Source organism: Alkalibacter rhizosphaerae, from assembly GCF_017352215.1.
Classification (GTDB): Bacteria; Bacillota; Clostridia; order Eubacteriales; family Alkalibacteraceae; genus Alkalibacter; species Alkalibacter rhizosphaerae.
In genome coordinates this window covers 2,101,456-2,124,669 of record NZ_CP071444.1, presented here as the reverse complement: position 1 = coordinate 2,124,669, position 23,214 = coordinate 2,101,456, and the positions used below count along the sequence as shown (strand labels likewise).

Annotated in this window: 20 protein-coding genes, 1 other RNA gene and 1 pseudogene; all 22 read right to left on the bottom strand. The window is 47.5% G+C overall.

Annotated features, from left to right (window positions below; all coding sequences use genetic code 11):
* Nucleotide 1: 1 nt before the first annotated feature.
* Nucleotides 2-364 carry a BlaI/MecI/CopY family transcriptional regulator gene (locus J0B03_RS10545; protein WP_207299562.1) on the bottom strand — a complete coding sequence of 121 codons (363 nt, stop codon included), beginning with the start codon at nucleotides 362-364 and terminating at the stop codon, nucleotides 2-4.
* Nucleotides 365-696: 332 nt separating this feature from the next.
* Nucleotides 697-1,047: a transfer-messenger RNA gene (gene ssrA / locus J0B03_RS10540) on the bottom strand.
* A 67-nt stretch (nucleotides 1,048-1,114) separates the two neighbouring features.
* On the bottom strand, nucleotides 1,115-1,582 hold the full coding sequence (gene smpB, locus J0B03_RS10535; protein ID WP_207299561.1) for an SsrA-binding protein SmpB: 468 nt from the start codon (nucleotides 1,580-1,582) through the stop codon (nucleotides 1,115-1,117).
* A gap of 47 nt (nucleotides 1,583-1,629) precedes the next feature.
* Nucleotides 1,630-3,753, bottom strand: a complete 2,124-nt coding sequence (gene rnr, locus J0B03_RS10530) for a ribonuclease R (RefSeq protein ID WP_207299560.1) — start codon at nucleotides 3,751-3,753, stop codon at nucleotides 1,630-1,632.
* Nucleotides 3,754-3,805: 52 nt separating this feature from the next.
* Nucleotides 3,806-4,069: a DUF1294 domain-containing protein gene (locus J0B03_RS10525; RefSeq protein WP_207299559.1), complete on the bottom strand. Its 264-nt coding sequence runs from the start codon at nucleotides 4,067-4,069 to the stop codon at nucleotides 3,806-3,808.
* A gap of 95 nt (nucleotides 4,070-4,164) precedes the next feature.
* Nucleotides 4,165-6,147, bottom strand: coding sequence for a sodium-translocating pyrophosphatase (locus tag J0B03_RS10520; protein ID WP_207299558.1), 1,983 nt, complete (start codon nucleotides 6,145-6,147; stop codon nucleotides 4,165-4,167).
* A 31-nt stretch (nucleotides 6,148-6,178) separates the two neighbouring features.
* Nucleotides 6,179-6,406 carry a preprotein translocase subunit SecG gene (gene secG / locus J0B03_RS10515; protein ID WP_207299557.1) on the bottom strand — a complete coding sequence of 76 codons (228 nt, stop codon included), beginning with the start codon at nucleotides 6,404-6,406 and terminating at the stop codon, nucleotides 6,179-6,181.
* 145 nt (nucleotides 6,407-6,551) lie between these two features.
* Nucleotides 6,552-7,841: a phosphopyruvate hydratase gene (eno, locus tag J0B03_RS10510; protein WP_207299556.1), complete on the bottom strand. Its 1,290-nt coding sequence runs from the start codon at nucleotides 7,839-7,841 to the stop codon at nucleotides 6,552-6,554.
* A 32-nt stretch (nucleotides 7,842-7,873) separates the two neighbouring features.
* Complete coding sequence (gene gpmI / locus J0B03_RS10505; RefSeq protein WP_207299555.1) at nucleotides 7,874-9,403, bottom strand: 2,3-bisphosphoglycerate-independent phosphoglycerate mutase; 1,530 nt, start codon at nucleotides 9,401-9,403, stop codon at nucleotides 7,874-7,876.
* 23 nt (nucleotides 9,404-9,426) lie between these two features.
* Nucleotides 9,427-10,176, bottom strand: a complete 750-nt coding sequence (gene tpiA, locus J0B03_RS10500; protein ID WP_207299554.1) for a triose-phosphate isomerase — start codon at nucleotides 10,174-10,176, stop codon at nucleotides 9,427-9,429.
* A gap of 12 nt (nucleotides 10,177-10,188) precedes the next feature.
* Entirely contained in the window at nucleotides 10,189-11,376 is a 1,188-nt protein-coding gene (locus J0B03_RS10495) for a phosphoglycerate kinase (protein ID WP_207299553.1), read from the bottom strand.
* Nucleotides 11,377-11,442: 66 nt separating this feature from the next.
* Complete coding sequence (gene gap / locus J0B03_RS10490; protein ID WP_207299552.1) at nucleotides 11,443-12,447, bottom strand: type I glyceraldehyde-3-phosphate dehydrogenase; 1,005 nt, start codon at nucleotides 12,445-12,447, stop codon at nucleotides 11,443-11,445.
* A gap of 68 nt (nucleotides 12,448-12,515) precedes the next feature.
* Nucleotides 12,516-13,538 carry a sugar-binding transcriptional regulator gene (locus J0B03_RS10485; RefSeq protein WP_207299551.1) on the bottom strand — a complete coding sequence of 341 codons (1,023 nt, stop codon included), beginning with the start codon at nucleotides 13,536-13,538 and terminating at the stop codon, nucleotides 12,516-12,518.
* Nucleotides 13,539-13,632: 94 nt separating this feature from the next.
* Nucleotides 13,633-14,979, bottom strand: coding sequence for an RNA polymerase factor sigma-54 (gene rpoN / locus J0B03_RS10480; protein ID WP_207299550.1), 1,347 nt, complete (start codon nucleotides 14,977-14,979; stop codon nucleotides 13,633-13,635).
* 88 nt (nucleotides 14,980-15,067) lie between these two features.
* Complete coding sequence (gene trxB / locus J0B03_RS10475) at nucleotides 15,068-15,988, bottom strand: thioredoxin-disulfide reductase (RefSeq protein ID WP_207299549.1); 921 nt, start codon at nucleotides 15,986-15,988, stop codon at nucleotides 15,068-15,070.
* Nucleotides 15,989-16,011: 23 nt separating this feature from the next.
* On the bottom strand, nucleotides 16,012-17,688 hold the full coding sequence (locus tag J0B03_RS10470) for a Na/Pi cotransporter family protein (RefSeq protein WP_207299548.1): 1,677 nt from the start codon (nucleotides 17,686-17,688) through the stop codon (nucleotides 16,012-16,014).
* 109 nt (nucleotides 17,689-17,797) lie between these two features.
* A complete protein-coding gene (locus J0B03_RS10465) occupies nucleotides 17,798-18,262 on the bottom strand; it encodes a tRNA (cytidine(34)-2'-O)-methyltransferase (protein WP_207299547.1) in 465 nt (154 codons plus the stop codon).
* Nucleotides 18,263-18,447: 185 nt separating this feature from the next.
* Nucleotides 18,448-20,858, bottom strand: a pseudogene (leuS, locus tag J0B03_RS10460) (leucine--tRNA ligase).
* A 505-nt stretch (nucleotides 20,859-21,363) separates the two neighbouring features.
* A complete protein-coding gene (rsfS, locus tag J0B03_RS10455) occupies nucleotides 21,364-21,702 on the bottom strand; it encodes a ribosome silencing factor (protein ID WP_207299546.1) in 339 nt (112 codons plus the stop codon).
* A 3-nt stretch (nucleotides 21,703-21,705) separates the two neighbouring features.
* Complete coding sequence (gene yqeK, locus J0B03_RS10450; RefSeq protein WP_207299545.1) at nucleotides 21,706-22,275, bottom strand: bis(5'-nucleosyl)-tetraphosphatase (symmetrical) YqeK; 570 nt, start codon at nucleotides 22,273-22,275, stop codon at nucleotides 21,706-21,708.
* Nucleotides 22,276-22,281: 6 nt separating this feature from the next.
* Nucleotides 22,282-22,890 carry a nicotinate-nucleotide adenylyltransferase gene (gene nadD / locus J0B03_RS10445; protein WP_207299544.1) on the bottom strand — a complete coding sequence of 203 codons (609 nt, stop codon included), beginning with the start codon at nucleotides 22,888-22,890 and terminating at the stop codon, nucleotides 22,282-22,284.
* 15 nt (nucleotides 22,891-22,905) lie between these two features.
* Nucleotides 22,906-23,211 (bottom strand): ribosome assembly RNA-binding protein YhbY, encoded by a 306-nt coding sequence (gene yhbY / locus J0B03_RS10440; protein ID WP_207299543.1) that lies wholly within the window; start codon nucleotides 23,209-23,211, stop codon nucleotides 22,906-22,908.
* Nucleotides 23,212-23,214 lie beyond the last annotated feature (3 nt).

Here is a 23,214-nt window from a genome sequence, read left to right as displayed (position 1 = left end):
ATCACTCCTTCTTGTAATCGTTAATGAGCTGCTGTATTTCTTCTATTTCGCGTTTGCTTAGCTTTTTACGTTTTGCGAATGCAGCAACAAACTTTGGTAGGGAGCCGCCGAAGGATTCTTCCAGGAATTCTTCGCCTTTGCCAGTCAAGAAATCATTTTTCGGAATAAGCACGGTTACAAAACCGTTTTCATTGATGAAAATTCCCCGATCGCACAGGCGCTTGAGCATTGTATAAGTAGTTGTCCTTTTCCAATTGAATTCTTCGGAACACTTTGCAATGAGATCACGCGTCTTTATCGGTGCTTGGTCCCAAATCAAATCTGCAAATCTCTGTTCCATTTCTCCTAGTTTATATTTTTCCATTACTTTTCCTCCTTGTCTATTTCCTCTAGACAATTACAGTCTATCGTTATTAGACAATAGTGTCAATATATTTTCTGCGATTTTTGGTTCCGGTGCAAAAAACTTCAACAGTGCAGATTCCAGCCAATGTCTCTTTTAAATCTTTTGCGCCAATCCAATACAACTCGTTAATCACTTTTAGAAAGGACAAATTAAACTCCTTCAACCTGTCCTTTTTGAATCATATGCATGATTTCAAATCCGCAAATGGTCTTCACTGCTGGGCACATAGAAAAAACCGCATCAGCAAGCTAACGCGGCATAATTTATATTATTACAATTATAGAAAATATTGGTGGAGGCGGCGGGAATCGAACCCGCGTCCGAAAGTCCATTCACAAGAGTTTCTCCGAGTGCAGTCACTTATTTAATCTCGCCGCTTGGACTTCCAGTGACAGAATTCCAATTGGACCAGCCTCAATTGTTCGTTTTACAGTCGAGACATCCTGTGAAACGGTTCCCTGCTAGGTTGACGCCCGAGTCCCTGATCGCAGGTCTTCTGGGTCGGACGAAAGCTGCTTTACGCAGCTAAGGCGTAATTATTGTTTTTAGCGTTTATATTTAGGTTGCCACTTTTAACGATGATTGGACACATCGACTCGCTTCTCTTGCTTCAAAACCCCCGTCGAAGCCATTGCGCCCCCATGGGTATTGGTGGTTTCCCACCAATCATATTGTAACAGATCCGTCTTTATTTCTGCTTAAGTTGTTCTACTCGCTTCTTCGATCCACCCTGGTCGCCTTTTGGATCCGTCGTTCCGCATCCTTCTTGGCTATGTCGTGGCGCTTGTCGTAGACTTTCTTCCCTTTGGCCAGAGCCAGTTGCACTTTCACCCTGCTGCCCTTGAAGTACAAGCTTAGGGGCACCAACGTATATCCCTGGGTCTGTTTCAACCCCATCAGCTTGGTGATCTCTTTCTTGTGCATCAAAAGCTTCCTGGTACGCAGAGGATCCTTGTTGAAGATATTTCCGTGTTCATAGGGACTGATGTGCATGTTGTAGATGTACATTTCCCCATTGTATACATCGGCATAGCTGTCCTTTAGATTCACCTTGCCTGCCCGGATGGACTTTACTTCCGTACCGAACAATTCAATGCCGGCTTCAAAGGTTTCCTCAATGAAGTATTCGTGTCTGGCTTTTCTGTTTTGTGCAATTGTCTTGGTTTCTGTCTTCATATGCTTCACCTCTGGCCCCAAAATGGCCTGCATTAGCCATTATACGGTTATTTCGATTCTTTGTCAACGACGGCAAAATCCACCTGGCTCAAGGGAATGCTAACGTTTGCTACCTTGACTTTGACGGGATCCCCCAATTTGTATTGGACCTTGGTCCGCTCTCCAATGAAGCGGTGATTTTTCTCGTCATAGACAAAATAGTCATTGAGATCCTGTACCCGGACCAATCCTTCCACCGTGTTGTTCAGTTCCACAAAGAACCCGAAGGAAGTAACGCTGGAGATGATGCCTTCGAAAGTTTCACCGATCTTGTCCGCCATGTATTCCGTCTTTTTCAAATCATCCGTATCCCGTTCGGCTCTTTCCGCCAGACGTTCACGAATGGATGTATGATCTCCGTACTCGTCCATGTGCTTGTTGTATTTCTTGATCCGTTTCTCTGTAAGATCTTTTGCTAGCATCTGTCCCATGATCCGGTGGATCAACAGGTCTGGATATCTTCGAATGGGGGAAGTAAAATGGCAGTAGTACTTGGCCGCCAATCCATAATGACCAAGGTTTTCCGCTTCGTATTTGGCCTGCTGCATGGATCGGAGGATCAACTTGCTCAGGAAGTACTCTTCCTTTGTTCCCTTGATGTCTTCAACCAATTTTTGCAATTCCTTGGGTGGGACCTTCTCTCCCTTTTTCAGGGTGTATCCGAAGTTGGTGAGAAATTCCCGTAATGCGTCCAGCTTCTCCGGAGAAGGGTCTTCGTGGACCCGATATAAAAACGGCAAGTTGGACCAGAACATGAACTCTGCAACGGTTTCGTTGCATACCAGCATGAACTCTTCGATGATTCTGTGGGAAATGGTCCGTTCGTAGAGCTTAACGTCAACAGTTTTTCCTTGATTGTCCAGAATGATCTTGGCTTCCGGAAAGTCAAAGTCGATGGAACCGCGTTTTTCCCGGCGTTCCACACTCAAGATATTTGCCAGATCCTGCATCTCTTGAAACATGGAAACAAAGTCCTTATAACGCTCCATCATCTCCGGATCCTTTTCCACCAGAATGGCGGTCACATCTTCGTAGTTCATCCGTTCGTCTACATGGATCACCGACTTGGTCACTTCATGGGAGGCAACGTTACCTTGAGGATCGATCTCCATGATGCAACTAAAAGTCAGACGATCCACTCCTGCATTCAAACTGCAGATGCCGTTGGAAAGCTTGGGCGGCAGCATGGGAATGACCCGATCCACCAAGTAAACGCTGGTGCCTCGTTCGTAGGCTTCCCGATCCAGCGGGCTGTTTTCTTCCACATAATGGGTCACATCCGCTATATGGACACCCAACTGATAATTCCCGTTACCCAATTTGCTGATGGTAATGGCATCGTCCAGGTCCTTGGCATCTTTTCCATCAATGGTGACTGTAGGAATATTCCGAAGATCCTTGCGGCCTTCCAGTTCCCCCTTCTCCACCGTGTCCGGCAAGTTGTTGGCTTGTGCCTGCACTTCGTCGGGAAACTCGACGTTGAAATCGTATTCTCGAATGATGGAAAGGATCTCGATGCCGATGGTGTCCGGTCCTCCCAACACCTCAATAACTTTCCCCTCCGGGTTTTTATCCCGATGCCAGGTAGTAATGTCCACCACGACTTTTTCGCCATTTTTCGCACCCATGGCATCCCCGTGGGAAATGTAGATGTCCTTGCACAACTTGTCGTTATCTGGAATGACAAATCCGAAATTTCGGCTTTTCTCATAGGTTCCGACAATTTTCTGATGACCTCTCTCCAGTACCTGAAAGATCTCTCCTTCGTCCCGCTTGTCCGTTTTTTTGATCACCTTCACCAGAACCTTGTCCTTGTCCAAGGCTCCGTTCAAGTTGTTGGCACTGATGAAGATATCGTTTCCGCTGATGGCATCTTCGGGGATGACAAAACCAAATCCCTTGGCATGCCCCTGCAGGGTCCCTTTGACGTAAGTGTCTTTCGGCGGGATCATGTATCGGCCTTTTTTGTTTTTGACCACATCACCCTGGGACAACATGCGATCCACAATCTTTTTGAATTCATTGCGGTCTCTTTTGCTCTTGACCTCCATGTGGTTCAATAAATCTTTAAAACTCATGGGCTTGTATGTGTCGCTTTGCAACACCGCCAGTATGCCTTCTTTTGTTATCATTATTGTGTGCTCCTTTCAAAAGTTCCGGTTTCCGGCACCTTCCAGGAAAAAATCATGCCAAAAATTGATAATATAGCAATATATGGGCGATGACCATCAGGGGCACCCCCGTACTGAACAACATTTTTGTCCTTTTATGACGCCACATCCGCATGGCCATCAGGGTACCTGGTGCTCCGCCCAAGGCTGCGACTCCCAACAAAACGACCTCCGGGATCCGCCATCCTTTAATAACGGCCATTCGCTTGTCGTATGTCATCAACAGAAAAGAAACCAAATTTATAATTCCATAAATAATCAAATATTCCGTTTTCATGCTACTCCCCCTCTTTATTATTTTAACACATGGTTGGTATTCGGTAAATTTTTAGTTTCATGAAAAAAGCCGCGGATCGATCCGCGGCCAGGATATTACATGAATAATGGAGCAAATACCAATGCTACTATGGTCATGAGCTTGATCAGGATGTTGATGGATGGACCGGAAGTATCCTTATAGGGATCTCCTACGGTGTCTCCAACGACAGCTGCTTTGTGGGCTTCGCTGCCTTTTCCTCCATGGGCTCCGCCTTCAATGTACTTCTTGGCATTGTCCCAGGCTCCTCCGGAGTTTGCCATTTGAATGGCCATCAATACACCGGACACCAGTGCACCAGCCAACAATCCACCCAACGCTTCCGGTCCCAACAGGAAACCGGTTCCCAAAGGCAGAATGACTGCGATCAAACCAGGTACGACCATCTTTTTAAGGGCAGCAGCAGTGGAAATATCCACGCAAGTGGCGTAATCCGGCTTGCCTGTTCCTTCCATGATTCCAGGAATGGTCTTGAACTGACGACGCACTTCTTCGATCATTTCGTTAGCTGCAGAACCAACGGCTTCCATGGTCAGCGCGGAGAACAAATATGGTGCCGCTCCCCCAAGGAACAAACCTGCAATAACGAAAGGATTCAACAAGTCGATAACCGCCAAGCCAACCGCTTGAGAATAGGATGCAAACAGGGCCAATGCAGTCAATGCTGCAGAACCTATCGCAAAACCTTTACCGATGGCTGCAGTGGTGTTGCCCACAGCATCCAGCTTGTCGGTGATGCCTCGAACTTCTTTCGGCAACCCGGCCATTTCCGCTATACCCCCGGCGTTGTCAGAGATGGGGCCGTAAGCATCTACGGCAATGGTGATCCCGACAATAGACAACATTCCTACAGCAGCCAATGCGATGCCGTATAAGCCAGCAAAGTGGAACGCTACGAGAATGGCAATAACGATCCCGACAATAGGCAGAGTCGTAGAGTACATCCCTACCGCCAAACCACTGATAATGGTAGTGGCCGGTCCTGTTTCAGATTGCTGTGCAATCTTCTTGACGGAACTGTATTCTTCAGATGTATAAAATTCTGTGATTTGTCCAATGGCGATTCCGACGATCAATCCGGCGATGATGGCGATGAATTCGCCAAAACCTTCACTGTCGCTGACGTCTCCCAGGAAGTACTTGGCCAGGAAATAAGTTGCAACGACCATGATGCCGCCTGCTACATAGGTGGAATTCTTCAGTGCTTTATGAGGATCGGATTTCTCGTCGCCCCGTACAAAGAAGCTACCAATGATGGATGCCACGATACCAACGGCAGCCAAGATGACCGGGAACAATACTCCGTTGATCCCATAAGCCAATGTGCCCAGGGTAATGGCGGAGATGATGGATCCAACATAAGATTCAAACAAGTCGGAACCCATTCCGGCTACGTCACCTACGTTGTCTCCAACGTTGTCGGCGATTACAGCAGGATTTCGAGGATCGTCTTCCGGGATCCCTGCTTCGACTTTACCTACCAGGTCTGCTCCAACGTCAGCCGCTTTGGTATAGATACCGCCGCCTACACGTCCGAAAAGAGCGATGGAGCTGGCTCCAAGACCAAATCCGGTGATGATGGTGGGATCTTTAAAAATAAGGTACAGGACGCTGACACCAATGATGCCCAATCCAACGACGCTCATCCCCATGACGGCTCCGCCGGAAAAAGCGACACTGAGCGCCTTGTTCATTCCACTGACTCTGGCGGCATTGGCAGTACGAACGTTGGCTTTTGTTGCCACTTTCATGCCAAAGAATCCGGCCAAAACGGAAAAGAATGCGCCCAATAAAAAAGATAGGGCTGTTTTGATCCCTAACCCGGGTGCAAATGTTAGAACAATGAATAATACCACAGTAAAAATGGCGATGTACTTGTACTCTCTTCTTAAAAATGCCATGGCACCTTCTTGAATGTACGAAGCGATCTCCTTCATTCGGTCGGTTCCTTCGTCCACTTTGTTGACTTTACCGGCAAGGTATAGTGCAAACAAAAGTGCAAGAACGCCCACGACCGGGGCTACATACAATAACTCCATTGTGTTGAATTCCTCCTTTTGCTATGCTTTTTTAAATTATTGAAAAGATAAATGCAGACAACATAAAAACAACCGCAGAAATAGTGGTCGCTCTTTCCAGCATGGCTTCATACCCTTTTGCCCGCTTTTTGCCAAAGAGACTTTCCGCTCCTCCTGCAATCGATCCGGATAATCCAGCGCTTTTTCCCGGCTGAAGCAAGATGCTTGCAATCAATACCAGACTGGACACGACGATCAAAACCAACAATACAATTTCCATTTTTTTACCTCCCTTAACGCTTAACATATGTATTGTAACATAGGGGTAGTCGAATATCAATTTTATTTTGGAAAATTTTATTGCGCAATTGTATGTCACAATAGAGAGTAAAACAGCGCCTTTAAAAGGCGCTGTTGGATTTGTGTTACTTTTTCAGATTGTAGAAGGTTTTAATGCCGTCATATTGTGCACTATCCCACAACTCTTCCTCGATTCGGAGCAATTGATTGTACTTGACGACCCGGTCCGTTCTGGAAGGAGCACCCGTTTTGATTTGTCCCGCATTGACGGCTACCACCAGATCCGCAATGGTGGTATCTTCCGTCTCTCCGGAGCGATGGGAGATGACTGCCGTATATCCTGCTCGTTTTGCCATTTCAATGGCATCCAGTGTTTCGGTCAATGTTCCGATCTGGTTTACCTTCACCAGAATGGAATCGGCGATCCCAAGATCGATCCCTTTGGCCAGTCGTTCCGTGTTGGTGACAAACAAGTCGTCTCCGACCAACTGTACTTTCCCTTTCAACCGGTCGGTCATATACTTCCAACCATCCCAGTCGTCTTCCGACAATCCGTCTTCAATAGAGATGATGGGGTATTTTTCGATCATGGCTTCGTAGAAGTCTACCATTTCTTCTGCAGTTTTTACAACACCTTCACCCGTCAGGTGATATTTGCCGTCTTCCTTGTACATTTCAGTGGCAGCTACATCCATGGCCAAGAAGACTTGCTCTCCAGGAACAAATCCCGCTTTTTTGATAGCTTCCATGATCACTTCCAAAGCCGCCTCATTGGAAGACAGGTTGGGCGCGAATCCGCCTTCATCTCCAACAGAGGTGCTCAGTCCCCGACTGCTCAACACCTTTTTCAGGTTGTGGAAGATCTCCGCACACATGCGAAGGGCTTCCTTGAAGGATTCTGCGCCTACAGGCATGACCATGAATTCCTGGATGTCCACGTTGTTGTCTGCATGCTCTCCGCCGTTTAGGATGTTCATCATGGGAACCGGCAATTTCTTTGCATTTACGCCTCCCAGGTATTGGTACAAGGACAAGCCCACTGCCTCCGCAGCTGCCCGTGCTACCGCCATGGATACGCCCAAAATGGCATTGGCACCCAGTCTCGCCTTGTTGGGCGTACCATCCAAAGCAATAAGCACCTTGTCGATGCCCACTTGGTCTACTGCGTTCAAACCGATGATCTCCGGTGCGATGATGTCATTGACGTTTTCCACGGCACGCAGAACTCCTTTTCCCATGTAACGGCTTGCATCTCCGTCCCGCAACTCCACTGCTTCAAAGGCTCCAGTTGATGCTCCCGACGGAACCGCTGCCCGGCCGATGGCTCCGCTTTCCAGTTCTACCTCAACTTCTACAGTCGGATTCCCTCTGGAATCCAGAATTTCTCTTGCAAATACATCAATTATCATTGTCATGCTCGTTCTTCCTTTCCTGCTTCATTATTATTTTATAAACGTACGATCAGGCTTTCTCCTGTCATTTCCTGCGGTTTTTCCAGCCCTTGCAGCTCCAAAATGGTTGGCGCCAGATCCGCCAGACGGCCATCCCGGATCTGTACATCGTCCTTGCCGAAAAGGATGCACTTCACCGGATTGCTGGTATGGGCGGTAAATACTTTCTTCGTTTGAGGATCGATCATTTGTTCCGCATTTCCGTGATCTGCAGTAATGATCGCTACTCCCCCTTTTTTCTCCAAAGCCTCCAAGGTTCGTCCCAAACAGGCATCCACCGTTTCCACCGCTTTAACTGCTGCATCGAATACGCCGGTATGCCCCACCATGTCGCAATTGGCATAGTTGAGAACGATCAAATCGTAATCCTGGGTTTGTATGGCTTCCACCACCCGGTCCGTCACTTCAACTGCACTCATTTCCGGTTTCAGATCATAGGTGGCCACCTTGGGTGACGGCACTAGGATCCGATCTTCCAAGGGATATTCCTTTTCGACTCCACCGTTGAAAAAATAGGTGACATGAGCGTATTTTTCCGTTTCGGCAATGCGAAGCTGCCGCATTCCCTTATCACTCAAATAGGATCCCAGGGTGTTGGTCACGGTTTGTGGTGCATAGGCAACCTTCAAGTTGGTCATGGTCGTGTCATACATGGTCATGGTCACATAATGCAATCCAAGAAATCCCGTCTTTCGTTCAAATCCATCAAACTCCGGCTCCGTCAAAGCCCGGGTCATTTGTCTAGCCCGGTCCGGACGGAAGTTGAAAAAGATGACAGAATCACCAGGACGGATCATGCCTACCGGTGCTTCGTTTTCCAAAACCACCGTGGGTTCCATAAACTCATCGGTAACGCCCTCTTCGTAAGATGACTGGATGGCAGCCAGGGGATCGTCCGTTGATTCTCCAAAACCAACAGTCATGGCGTCATAGGAATTCAAGGTTCGCTTCCACCGATTGTCCCGGTCCATGGCATAGTACCTTCCTGAAATGGTGGAAACTTTTCCAACACCCAGCTCTTCCATTTTTTCCATCAATTCTTTGACATAGGTTTTCCCGCTGTTGGGCGGTGTATCCCTGCCATCCAAAAAACAATGGACAAAGACCCGATCCAAGCCTCTGCGCTTTGCCAGTTCCAACAACGCATATATGTGGGTGTTGTGACTGTGGACCCCGCCATCGGAAACCAATCCAAGCAGATGCAGTGCTTTTCCTCCTTGGACAGCTTGATCTACGGCTTCAACCAGAGTCGGGTTTTCAAAAAAATCCCCATCTTCAATGGACTTGGTGATCCTGGTCAACTCCTGATACACGATCCGGCCTGCTCCGATGTTGAGATGACCCACTTCTGAATTTCCCATCTGTCCCGGGGGCAGGCCTACATCCAATCCGCTGCACCGCATGAAAGAATGGGGTTTTTCCTCCCAAAGCTTGTCCAATACCGGAGTGTTTGCCGCCAAGGTCGCATTTCCTTCTACGTATTCTGAATATCCATATCCGTCCAGGATGATGATTGCTGTTAACATGAATTCTCCTCTCTCCAGTCCGATCACGCACCAAATTGAACGATGCGCACAAAATCTTCCTTCAAACTGGCTCCACCGACAAGAGCGCCGTCGATATTGGGCATGCCCATCAGTTCATCCACGTTGGAAGCATTGACACTTCCACCGTACTGGATCCGAACTGTTTGCGCCACTTCGGAATCGTATATTTTTTCCAGGTTCTCCCGGATCCATCGGCAAACTTCCTCCGCCTGGTCGCTAGTGGCAGTCTTTCCCGTTCCGATGGCCCAGATGGGTTCATAGGCTACCACTGTCTTGGCGGCATCATCCGCTTGGACGTTTTTAAAGGCTTCACATACCTGGGTGGTCACCACCGCTTCCTGGATTCCCTCTTCCCGTTCTTGGAGGGATTCTCCCACACAAACGATGGGGATCAACCCTTTTTCCAGGGCCTTGTGCAATTTTTTGTTCACCGTTTCATTGGTCTCGTTGAAATACTGTCTGCGTTCCGAATGGCCGATGATCACGTATTCCACACCCAGATCCAATAACATGTCTGCGCTGATCTCTCCCGTAAAGGCACCATTGTCTTCAAAGTGCATGTTCTGGGCGCCCAGACCTACTGTTGAACCATCCAGACCTTCTTTAACAGCCACAAGAGACGTATAAGGCGGACAAAAGACCACTTTCACATCCTTATTGGCCACTTTCTCTTTCAACAACTCCACCAGGGCTACCGCTTCTGTTGCCGTCTTATTCATTTTCCAATTTCCAGCGATGATCGGTTTTCTCAATGAGACCCCTCCTTATTTATCTTCCAAAATATCGATGCCGGGCAATGCTTTTCCTTCCAAAAACGTCAGAGAAGCTCCGCCTCCCGTGGAAATATGTGTCATTTGATCTGCAAATCCAAGGTTTACGGCGGCAGAAGCACTGTCTCCTCCGCCGACGATGGTCACCCCTTCCGACTGTGCCATGGCCTTGGCTACGGCGATGGTCCCCTTTGCAAATGCTTCAAATTCAAAAACGCCCATGGGTCCGTTCCAAATGACCAGCTGGCTTTCTCCGATGGTTTTTGCAAACAAGTCCGACGTTTCCGGTCCGATGTCCAAACCCATTTGATCGGCTGGCATGACATCGGCTTTCACGATCGTATGGGGTGCATCTGCTGCAAATTTTTCTGCCACAACCACATCCACGGGAAGCAACAGGTCGATGTTTTTATCTTTCGCCTTTTCCATCAATTCTTTTGCCAGATCAATCTTGTCTTCTTCCAAAAGAGAAGTCCCAACTTCATACCCTTTTGCTTTCAAAAATGTGTAGGCCATTCCTCCGCCAATGATCAGGTTGTCCACCTTCTCCATTAGGTTATTGATGACGCCGATCTTGTCGCTGACTTTCGCGCCACCCAGAATAGCGGTGAAAGGACGTTTTGGCGCATCCAGTGCACCTCCCAAAAATTCCAGTTCTTTTTCGATAAGCAAGCCGCAGACAGCCGGAATGTAGGTTGCTACACCTACTGTGGATGCATGGGCTCGATGTACGGCGCCGAAGGCGTCATTGACAAAAACATCCGCCAAGGAAGCCAGCTCCTTGGAGAAGGCCGGATCGTTGTCCGTTTCTTCTTTTCTAAACCGAGTATTCTGAAGAAGTACCACATCTCCCTCCTTCATGGAATCTACCGCATTACGCGTCGATTCTCCAACGACTTTGTCATCGTCGGCAAACAGCACGGCACGCCCCAGCAGCTCCGACAACTCTTTTGCTACCGGTGCCAGGGAATACTTTGGATCCGGAGATCCTTTCGGTCGACCAAGATGGGACATGAGGATGATTTTTCCTCCATGGTCCAAAATATGCCGGATCGTCGGCAGGGATGCCCGGATCCGAGTATCATCAGTGATCCGATCCCCATCCAACGGCACATTGAAATCTACTCGCACCAACACCTTTTTCCCTTTTAAATCTATGTCTCTTATGCTTTTTTTTGTCATGGGTAAGCTCCTTTCATACTCGTTGAAAAAAGGAAAGGGTCGCCCCTTCCCTTTCAGTGTATCGAATTATTTGATCATGTCTACTACGTATTTTGCCAATCGCACCAACTGGGAAGTGTAGCTCATTTCGTTGTCGTACCAGGAAACCACTTTCACCATTTGCTCTCCATCTGCTTCCATGACTTTCGTCTGGCTCAGATCGAAGAGGGATCCAAATCGAATGCCGATGATGTCGGAAGATACAAGAGGTTCATCCGTCACACCCAGCGTTTCGTTGGCTGCCGCTTTCATGGCTGCGTTGATTTCTTCTGCTGTGGTTTTTTTGGAAAGTTTGACCGTCAGATCCACCAGGGAACCGGTTGTCACTGGTACACGCATGGCTCCGCCATCCAGCTTGCCGTTCAATTCCGGCAAAACCAAACCAACGGCTGCGGCGGCTCCTGTACTTGTCGGCACAATGTTGGCTGCAGCGGCTCGGCCTCTTCGAGGATCCTTGTGGGGACCATCCAGGGTTGCCTGGTCATTGGTGTATGCATGGATCGTGGTCATCAGACCGCTTTCCAGTCCGAAATTGTCATGAAGAACTTTTGCAACCGGTGCAAGACAGTTGGTGGTGCAGGAAGCGCCACTGACGACGGTCTCGGATCCGTCCAGTACTTCATGGTTTACATTATATACAACGGTTTTCAAGTCACCTTTAGCAGGCGCACTGATCAATACTTTTTTTGCTCCTGCCCGTATGTGTTTTTCTGCCAATTCTTTCGTGGTGAAAAATCCGGTGGATTCAATAACGACATCCACGCCCAGTTCTTCCCAGGGAAGTTCTTCCGGATCTCTTTGGGCATAGATTTTGATCTCTTTTCCATCCACTGTAATGAATCCGTCACCTGCGGTGATGGCATCTTCCTTGTATTTTCCTTGGGATGTGTCATATTTCAGCAAATAAGCCAAAGATTTTGCATCGGTCAAGTCGTTGATCGCGACGATATCAAAATCCGAATCCCCAAACATCAATCGAAACGCCAACCTGCCGATCCTTCCAAATCCGTTGATTGCTACTTGTACTGCCATAAACATTTCCTCCTCTTTCGTTACCGTACCGTTTAACGGCACTTTTATATTTTTTTTAATAATGGACGCTATTGTTCGATGATGGCCCTTGCGGCGCTTTCATCGGTGACCAGTACCATGTCGGGACGAACAAGGGCTGTTGCCATGATGGCTTCCTTTTTATCAGCACCACCTGCTACGGCCACGACGTGATCCACGGATCTGTATTGCTCCAGGGTAATACCCACGCTGCTGGATGGATACACCATTTCTCCCCGGATATTGAAATAATACCCGAAGGCTTCTGCACATGCTCCTTGAGACATCAATTCCTTGATCCGATCTTGCGACATGTTTCTCGTCTTGGCCATGACATCGGCCCGACCGATCCCAAAAACCAGGATATCCATTTCCTGCAGCTTCTCAAAAACGGCCTTGACCTGAACATCGGTCTTCAACGCTTCCAGGATCTTTTGATCTACATTGTCCGGAATGTACATCAGTTCCTTTTGGGCCCCCAGTCTTCCAGCCAACCGTGCGGCTATGCTGTTGGCCTGGGTTCCGTGGCTTTTCCCCATGCCGCCTCTGGCAGGGATCACTGTTACTTTGGGATAATGACCTTGGGGCATATTTTCAGCAACTGCAGCCACGGAGTGGCCGCCCGTGACCCCGATGACCGATCGGTTTTTGAGAATGCCCAAAACGTAGGTGGCGGTACGTTTCCCCATAAAATCCATGACGGAATCATTGGTTTGGCTGTCACCCGGTATGATGAATACACTACTTATACCCAATTTATCTTTCAATTCTTCAGACAGCCAGTCAAAATTTTTATAGGCATAGATGATTTCCCGCAGACCGGACAATATTTCCATGCCGTTGGCCGTCAATTCGATCCCTTGGCGCCCGACCGCTACAAAATCTTCTTTCAATAAAAATTCGATCTCATTTCGAACGGTCCGTTCGCTGACATCCAATAATCCGGCCAATTGTCTTCTGCCTACCGGTTGTTTGTCCTTCACCATCATGAGTATGCCGTAGCGCAGATCCATCAGGGAAAGGATCTCCGGCATTATTTTTTTTTGGACATCCATGAATCGATTTTGTTCCACCAGTATTCCTCCACCCATCCACTAGATGGGATGTTTTTGTCCCGCCGGGACATAATATAATTATATACCGTTTTTATGAGAAACGCAACCGTTTTTACAATCCTGTTTTGCGTTCTCTGCTGGAAAGAAACCCCAGCTGTTCCCTGTATTTCATCACTGTGCGCCTGGAAACATCAAAACCCTGGTCTTGCAGCATGTTTGTCAGTTTTTGATCGCTGTAGGGTTTTTCCTTGTTTTCGTTTTGAATCCATTCTCGAATTATTTCCTTTACTTGCCCGGACGAGATCCCGTCTCCGCTGCGGCTGTCCAGCCGGGAAGGAAAAAAATGCTTCAAAGGATACACGCCTCTTTCACACAACACATATTTGTTTTTCACTACCCTGCTGACCGTGGATTCATGGACATCCACTTCATCGGCGATCTCTTTCATGGTCAGCGGCACCAATCCTGTGTCCCCTTCTTTCAAAAACATGATCTGCCGCTTAAAGATGGCTTCTGTCACCGACAAAACGGTTTCCTCTCTCTTTTCCAGGCTGTTGACCAGCAGCTTGGCAGACTCCAACCGTTCTTTAATGAATTGAAGAGCTCTTTCATCGGAACTTTTTTTCAACAATCCCAAATAATATGGACTGATCACCAGTTTAGAAAATTGATACTTGTTATGTCGTACCAACACCTTCCCATGGATCTCTCCGACAAATAGATCCGGCAATATATAGACAGGTTCGGAACTGGAATAGGCCTGACCGGGTCTGGGTTCCAATCCTTGGATGATCGCAAGATATTTCTCCAACTGTTCATTCGATATGTTAAGGGTGTCCTCCAAGATTTTTCGACGGCGATGGGCCAAATCCTCTAGATGATGCAAAACTAAACGGTGGATCTTCGGATCCTTGATCCCTTTGGCTATTAACTGAATGGACAGGCACTCTCCCAGATTGCCTGCTCCCACTCCACTTGGCTCGAACGACTGGATCCTTTCCACCATTTGCTCCACCAAAGTAACGGGCACCTGCATGAAAGACGCCACTTCTTCCACCTCGATGGTCAGATAACCGCTGTCATCCACATAGTCGATAAGCCATTCTCCGATAAAGATTTCCACCTCGGTGAGCTTTTGATAATGAAGCTGTTCCAAGAGTACATCCTTCAACGTTTGAGGTTGTACCGATACATCCAATGGATCTTTCCCCGGTAGAAAAGTGGTTTCATCATAAGAATACGTGTTTTTAATGAATTCCACCCAGTTGATCTCGTCTTCGCGCTCTTCTTCTTGCCTTTCCTCCACCATTTCCAACATGGGATTGTCCAGGAGTTGTTCTTCCAAATACTTGGACAATTCCAGCGTATTGTAAGTCAGCAGACGAATGGAATGGATCACATTGGCGCTTAGTTGTTGCTTTTGCTGCTGGTTGATCGTTGTTCCCACTTCCAAACGCACGGTCATATCCTCCTTTTGTTCAATTCGACAACTCACATGGAAAACGCCCATCCCACATTCTCAATATGGAATGTTGACGAGCGTTTGATTATTCAAAATGTTCCGATATATACTTTTCACCCAGGACTGCTGCAATGGCACCATCCGCTGCGGCGGTGATGACCTGTTTCACCACTTTTTTGCGAATGTCTCCGGCAACAAACAAACCGGGTACATTCGTTTTCATGTCTTCCCCGGCCAGGACGTATCCGGATTCATCCAAGGTCGCCATGTCCTTGATCAGTTCCGTGCTGGGATAGTATCCGACAAATACAAAAACTCCATCTACCGGCAAATCGGATTCTTCTCCGGATTTAACGTTTTTGATCCGTACGGATTGCACCAGTCCGTCTCCTTTGATTTCTTCCACCACCGAATCCAAAATGAACTCTATTTTCGGATTGGCTTTTGCCTTGTCCTGAATGGACGGTACGGCTCGGAGCTCATCTCGTCGATGGATGATGTACACTTTCTTGGCAAATTTGGTAAGAAAAATTCCTTCTTCCAATGCGGAATCTCCTCCACCTACCACCGCTACATCCAGATCCCGAAAAAAGAAACCGTCGCAAGTGGCACAATAGGACACTCCCATTCCGCGAAACTCATTTTCACCTTTGCATCCGATCTCTCTGGGATTGGCACCCATGGCTGCGATAACGGTCTTGGTTTTGTAGGTTTCCTTATTGGTTACTATCTTAAAGTAGTCCCCTTCTTTTACGATCTCTTTACACTCTTCTTTTCGAAACTCGGTGCCGAAGGCTTCGCATTGGTCTTTCATCCGTTGAGAAAGTACTGGACCGGTAGCGTCCTTAGGAGAACCAGGATAATTATCCACTTCGCTTGTAGTGGCGATCTGACCGCCGGCTTCCGCTTTCTCCAACACCAGATTCTTTAAGTTTGCCCGAGATGCGTACAGACCTGCACTCAATCCGGCCGGGCCTCCTCCGATGATGATCATATCGTAATCCATGAGTTTCTCCCTTCTTTCCACAATCAATTAAGAATATATTCTGCGATGTTGGTTGCATGATCGCCGACTCTTTCAAGATTGCTGATGACATCCAGAAAAATGATCCCGGATGGTGCATTGCATACCCCTTCATTAAGTCTGGCAATGTGACTGGTTCGAAGTTTCTCTTCCATGGCGTCGATCTCGTCTTCGATCTTGATAGTGCTGAGAGCCGCTTTGGAATCTTCCTGTTCAAATCCTTCAATGACGTCATAACAAACCTTTTCTACCAGATCCATCATGATTTTTAGATCATCTACCGCCAAATCGCTGAAACTGACTTTGTTGTCGATCCGATACTGGGCCAATTCCGCCAGATTTTCTGCATGGTCGCCGATCCTTTCGATGTCGTGAACACAGCTGAACAGATCCATAACTCTACCTTGACGAAGATCTGCTGTTTGTTCGTTGGATAGCAAAACCAAAAACTGGGTGATCTCCTTTGCAAAGTCATTGATCAATTTCTCCCGCCGAAAGACTTTTTCAACCAAAGCTTCATCCTTGTGGAGAATGGCTTCGATGGAGGAATGAAGGTTTTTGTTTGCAAGTCTCCCCATTCGGGTAATTTCCTTTACAACCTGACCCATGGCCACTGCAGGATTGCCCAATAGTCGTTTGTCCAAATGAGGCCCTTTTTCGTCCAGTTCTGTCTTGTCCGGGATCAACCGGTCGATGAATCGAACGATGGGATTCATGAATGGGTACAAAATCAGGGTATTGGCCACATTGAAGAGGGTGTGGGTGTTGGCGATCTCCTTTGTTACATCATGGACCCGGACACCTTCGATCATGGTATAACCGGAAATATCTTGTATAAAGTAATAGATGGGATTATTGCCTTTCGAAACAAAATCTACGATCAACAACAGGATCATGACCCAGATGGAACCTGCTATGTTGACTACCAGGTGGATCAAGGCCGCTTTTCTTGCATTCGTGTTTGCTCCAATACTGGAAATCAATGCAGTAACGCATGTCCCTATGTTCATACCCAGCAAAATGGGAACAATGATCGCCAAGGTGGAAATGCCGTCTACTGCATTAAAGGTACCGGACAAGGCAATGGCTTGCAGCAAGCCGATGGTGGCGCTGCTGCTTTGGATGATGGCAGTGATGCCAAGACCGGCCAGCAAACCAAGAACCGGATTGTTTCCGAAAGATATGAGGGTATCCACAAATACTTGATTCCCTCTCAAAGGTTTCAACGCATCCGACATCAGGCTGATCCCCAAAAACAAAATACCAAATCCCAAAATAACAGTGGCCAACTGCTTGGTTTTTTTCTTTTTCGCTGTCAGCATCATCAACATTCCAATACCGATGAAAATCGGTGCAAAATGATCCACTTTCAATGCTACCATTTGTGCCGTGATGGTGGTCCCCACATTGGCTCCAAGGATCACTCCCGCCGCTTGAAACAAATTCATGATCCCTGCATTGACAAATCCTACGACCATGACCGTGGTCGTACTGGAACTTTGTACAATAACGGTCACTACAGTACCTACTAAAATGGCTAAAAAACGATTGTTCGTCAAAATTTCCAACAGCCGTTTGACCCGGTCTCCGGCAACAGCCTTAAGTCCATCCGACATGACATTCATGCCGTAAATAAAAAGGCCCAATCCTCCTACCAGACTAAAAATCATTTCCGTTGTCATAAACAACCTCCAAGTTCATATTCGTACAGTTCCTTATGATATCAAATTTATGAAAAATATAAAGAAAAATTTAATGGTTTTTTGGGTGGATTTGTCTCGCTTTTAACGATCATACCAAGTCATGAAAGCCCTGTTGCCGTAGTGCTTCATATAGAACAATGCCAACGCTGTTGGACAAATTCAAGGATCTGGCTTTTTCATTGGGGATCATGGGGATCCGAAATCGTTGTGGAGCATACTTCTCATGAATATAGCTTGGGAATCCAGCTGATTCTTTGCCAAAAATCAGAAAGGCGTCTTCCTCAAATTCTATTTCATCGTATCGCTTTTCCCCTTTTGTACTGAGAAAATAAAAGGGATGGTTGCCGTATTTTTCTTCAAAACTCGGAAAATCCCGATGAACTTCCAGGTCCAGCAAACTCCAATAGTCCAGTCCCGCCCGTTTGACCTGCTTGTCGCTGACCGAAAAACCCATGGGCTCGATCAAATGTAGACGGGTGCCGGTGACCACGCAAGTTCTACTGATGTTTCCGGTATTCTGTGGGATCTCCGGTTCAAATAACACGATATTCATGAATGTGTTTCCTTTCCGTTCCAGTATATGCTTAGATTATATCATAATCCACCCAAAACCTTTTTGTTATTTATTTAACTATTTTTTTGCTTTTTTAAGCAAATATTTTTCGCCCAACAAAAAAGAAACGAGAGTTTTCAAGCTTGTAGGCTTGTCTCCGCTTCTTTTGTTTTTGATTATTTCGACTATTTTACAACAATGTTGTAGATCCTGCCGGGGACAAAGATCTCCTTTACTACAGTCTTTCCTTCTACATAGGCCATGATGCTTGCTTCTTCAAATGCTGCATCATGCGCTTGCTGCTGGTCTGCTTTCGCAGGGATTTGGATCTTTCCTCGCACCTTTCCATTGACCTGGACCGCCATTTCAATGATATCTTCCATTGTTTTTTCTTCATCGAAGCTCGGCCAGGACCGCATGTGCAATTTCTCATCGGATCCTATGATCTCCCACAATTCTTCTGTGATATGCGGCGCGACCGGATTGAGCAGCAACAACAGATCCTCGTACTCTTTACGGTTGATGGATCCTTTCCCGTTAAATTCATTGAGCAGGCTCATCATGGCAGCGATGGCCGTATTGAACTTCAGGTTTTCATAATCTTCCGTCACTTTTTTTATGGTTTTGTTCATCAGCACTTCATTTTCCTTGCGGTAAACATCCCCCTCTGTGACCACTTCCTGAAGCTTCCAGACCCGGTCCAGAAATCGCTTGCAACCTTTAACTCCGTTATCGGACCATGGTGCCGGCTTTTCATAATCTCCGATAAACATGATGTAGGTTCGCAGGGTATCCGCGCCATATTCTCCAATGATGTCTCTTGGATTGATGACATTCCCTCTGGACTTGCTCATTTTTTCTCCATCAGCACCTAGAATGAGACCTTGGGCCGTCCGTTTTGCATATGGTTCCGGTGTGGGTACTTCTCCCAAATCATAGAGGAATCGATGCCAAAATCGGGAATAGATCAAGTGTCGGGTGACATGCTCCATCCCGCCGTTATACCAGTCCACTCTCTGCCAGTAGTCCAACTTGTCCTTGCCTGCAAATCGCTCTTCGTTTTTCGGATCCATATATCGAAGGAAATACCAGCTGGATCCGGCCCACTGGGGCATGGTGTCCGTTTCTCTTTTGGCCGGTCCGCCGCAGGACGGGCAAGTGGTCTGGACCCATTCCTCAATGAGTGCCAATGGGGATTCTCCCGTTTCTGTGGGTTTATAATTGTCCACAACAGGAAGGGTGACTGGAAGCTCTTCTTCCGGCACACCAACCATTCCGCAGGAAGAACAATGGACGATGGGAATGGGCTCTCCCCAATACCGCTGTCGGTTAAATGCCCAATCTTTCATCCGGTAATTGATGGTCCGCTCTCCGATCCCTTCCTTCTCCAGATAGTCCATGATCTTTTCCTTGGCGTCGGCAACTGCCAGACCATCGATCAACGGAGAGTTCACCAAGATTCCCTTGTCGATGTCCGTGTATGCTTCTTCCGCCACATTGCCGCCTTGAATGACTTCCACGATGGGAATGCCGAATTTGTCGGCAAACTCCCAGTCCCGTTCATCATGACCCGGTACGGCCATAATGGCGCCGGTTCCATACCCCATCATGACGTAATCCGCCACCCAGAGGGGAACCAATTCTCCACTGACCGGATTTTTGACCTGCAGCCCTTTTATTTCCACTCCGGTCTTTTCCTTGGCCAACTGGACCCGTTCAAATTCGGTTTTCTTTTTTGCCTGTTCCTGATACGCCCGGATCTCATCCATGTTTTCAATGCGGTCCCTGTATTTTTCCACCAGGGGATGTTCCGGCGCAACGACCATGAAAGTAACGCCATAAAGGGTATCCGGTCTGGTGGTAAAGACAGTGAGCTTATCCTGGGTGTCCGCTACGATAAAGTCCACCTCCGCACCGGTGGATCTACCGATCCAATTCTCCTGCTCCAATTTGATGCGAGGAAGGAAATCCACCTGCTCCAAACCTTCCAGAAGCTTTTCTGCGTACGCGCGAATTTTCAAAAACCACACGTCTTTTTCCATTTGGACCACTTCGCTGCCGCACCGGTCGCAAACTCCGTCTTGGGATTCTTCATTGGCCAAAACAACTTTGCAGTCATTGCAGAAATTGACGTAGGTTTTGTTTTTATACGCCAGATCGTGTTGAAACAGTTTCAAAAAGATCCACTGGGTCCATTTATAATAGCCGGGATCCGTCGTATCCACCGTTCGATCCCAGTCGAAGGAGTATCCGATCTCTTTCAATTGTTCCGTAAAGACCTTGATGTTCTCATCCGTCACCGCTCGGGGTGGCGCCCGGTTTGGATGGCGTAGTTTTCCGTCGGCAATCCGAAAGCGTCCCAACCTATGGGATAAAGGACATTGTATCCTTCCAATCGACGTTTTCTGGAAATGACTTCCAAGGAAGTATAGGCCCGTACATGTCCCACATGCAGACCCACACCGGAGGGATATGGAAACTCCACCAACCCGTAAAAAGTGGGTTTCTCGGAAAAATCTCGTGCTTTGAACAATTCTTTTTCTTCCCAAATCGTTTGCCATTTTTCTTCGATGGCTTTGTAATTGTAAGGTTTCATAGACTGCCTCCTCAAATTTTTGAATATCCTGCGATCTTATTCCGCCGTCCTCTTCCCTCAAGCAAGCTTGGGAAGCGGTCCCCGGAACAAATCCTGATGACAACCGTCACTACCATCTGCCACTCCGCCTTGCCTTCTGCAAGGCTTCGTCGCGGGCTTCGCCCTATGGTCCATTCCGCCGTCCTCTTCCCTCAAGCAAGCTTGGGAAGCGGCCCCCGGAACGGACCGCAGATGCTCGGTTTTTCGCGCAAAAAAATCCCCTGCTTGCGCAAGGGACGGAAAGGCTTCCGCGGTACCACCCTAGTTGGCTTAAAAAGCCCTCTTCTAACGGTTAAAGGCATTACCCTTTCTGCATATGTTTGGTGGCAAGTTCAGGTTTTGCGCAATCGGTTCGCAGCTGCCACCGACTCTCTGGATACGCATGTCCTTACTACTCCACTGCAGAGACCATGTCAAATTATCTCATAATTATAGTGTATTCGTCTTTTTCTGTCAAGTTGTCCCTTCAGACTCGTTTTCCATCCTGCCAAAGTCGCTCCAGATTGTAAAATGCCCGTTCTTCCTCCAAAAATATATGAACGACGACACTATTGAAATCGATCAGGATCCAACGTCCGCCTTGTCGACCTTCGTAGCTGAGAGGCTCCGTTCCGGTTTTTGATCCCATGTCCTCCACATGTTCAGCGATCGCTTTGACGTTCAATGTCGATGATCCGCTGGCGATGACAAAGGCATCCGTCATGGGCGTCAAGTCACTGACGTCAATGATCTCAACATCGGTGCCATTTTTGTCTTCGATCCAATCTTTGATCTGCAATGCAAATGCTTGTGCGTTTTTTTCCAAGTTTTATCCTCCTATTCTCATGATCAACTGATTTCTTGCTTCTATGGTATTGGGGTGAAGCACGCTGTCCAGACTGAGTACATACCGAATGGTATTGTCAAAAGCCTGGATCAGGGCCCGGTCCAGATCCACAAAAGCCAGTTCCCGCAAAATTTCTACTCCGGGGTAATTTCTTCCCGGTTCTACAAAATCGGACAAATAAATGATCTTGTCCAACAAACTCATCTCTTTTATTCCTGTCGTATGATGGGCAATGGCCGCAAGGATCTCTTCGTCCTCTACACCCAGCTCATGCCTGGCGATGAGGCTTCCCACCGGTCCATGCATCAATTGGGTCTCGTAATAGACAACATCGTCCAGTATCATTCCATACTGGTCTGCCTTTTGCAACAATTGTTCCCTGCTTTCATTTTTTGCACAATCATGGCAGATCGCTGCAATGCGTGTTTTTTCCACGTCGCATCCGTAGCGTTTCGCCAGCTGTACCGCCACTTCCATCACACCCAGGGAATGGGCAAATCGTTTCTTTGATATTCTTTTTTTCACTGCAGCTGCCAAAGTATCGTAATCCATTGTCATCTACCTGTACAACTCTTTCTCATAAATATAGGTTTCCACGCTGCGGGGAAGCAGATACCGAATGGAATATCCGTGTTTTACCCTGGAGCGGATCTCCGAGGAGGATATGTCCATTTCCGGTGCAAAAAGCTTTAGGATCCGGGCCCCGTAAAACTCCCGAAGTTCTTCCACCCGCCGGTCCAAACGATCCTGGTCGTATCCGGGTCGAAATGTAGTGACCAGGTTTATTTTACGGAGTACTTCGTCTGCCCGCTTCCAGGAATCTATTTCAAAAACGATGTCTGCACCGACGATGAAATAGATCTCGTCTCCAGGATAGATCTTTTCCAGCTCTTCCAGGGTATCGATGGTGTATGTGTATCCTTCCCGCTTGATCTCGATATCCGATACCTCAAAAAATTCATTTCCGTCGATTCCTCTTTTGGTCATTTCATACCTTAAGTTGGCATCGATGTCCCAATCCGTCGTTTTCAGGGGATTGTTGCCGGTGGGAATGAACAATACCTTGTCCAGCCCCAGACGATCCCTGGCGGATTCCGCCAACAGCAAATGACCGTTATGAATGGGATTGAACGTGCCTCCCAGCACGCCGATCTTCAATCGATCCATGACGCATCCCTCGCTTTATTTTTTCGCCTTTTTCGGCAATTCTATTTTTGGATCCATGTGGTTTCGCTTGTATAAAACAAACTTGCTTCCAATGACCTGGACCACATCGGAATCCGTGGATCTTGCCAGATCCTCCGCCACAGTGGCCACATCTTCCATGCAATTTTGCTGCACTTTTCCCTTGATCAATTCCCTGCTTTTCAGGGCGTCCTTTGCCTGGACCACCAGGTTGGCGTTAAGGCCTTCTTTTCCTACGTGCAATATGTCCGGTTCCCCTACTGCCAGGGACCGAAAATAACTTCGTTGTTTGCTTGTCAGCATACT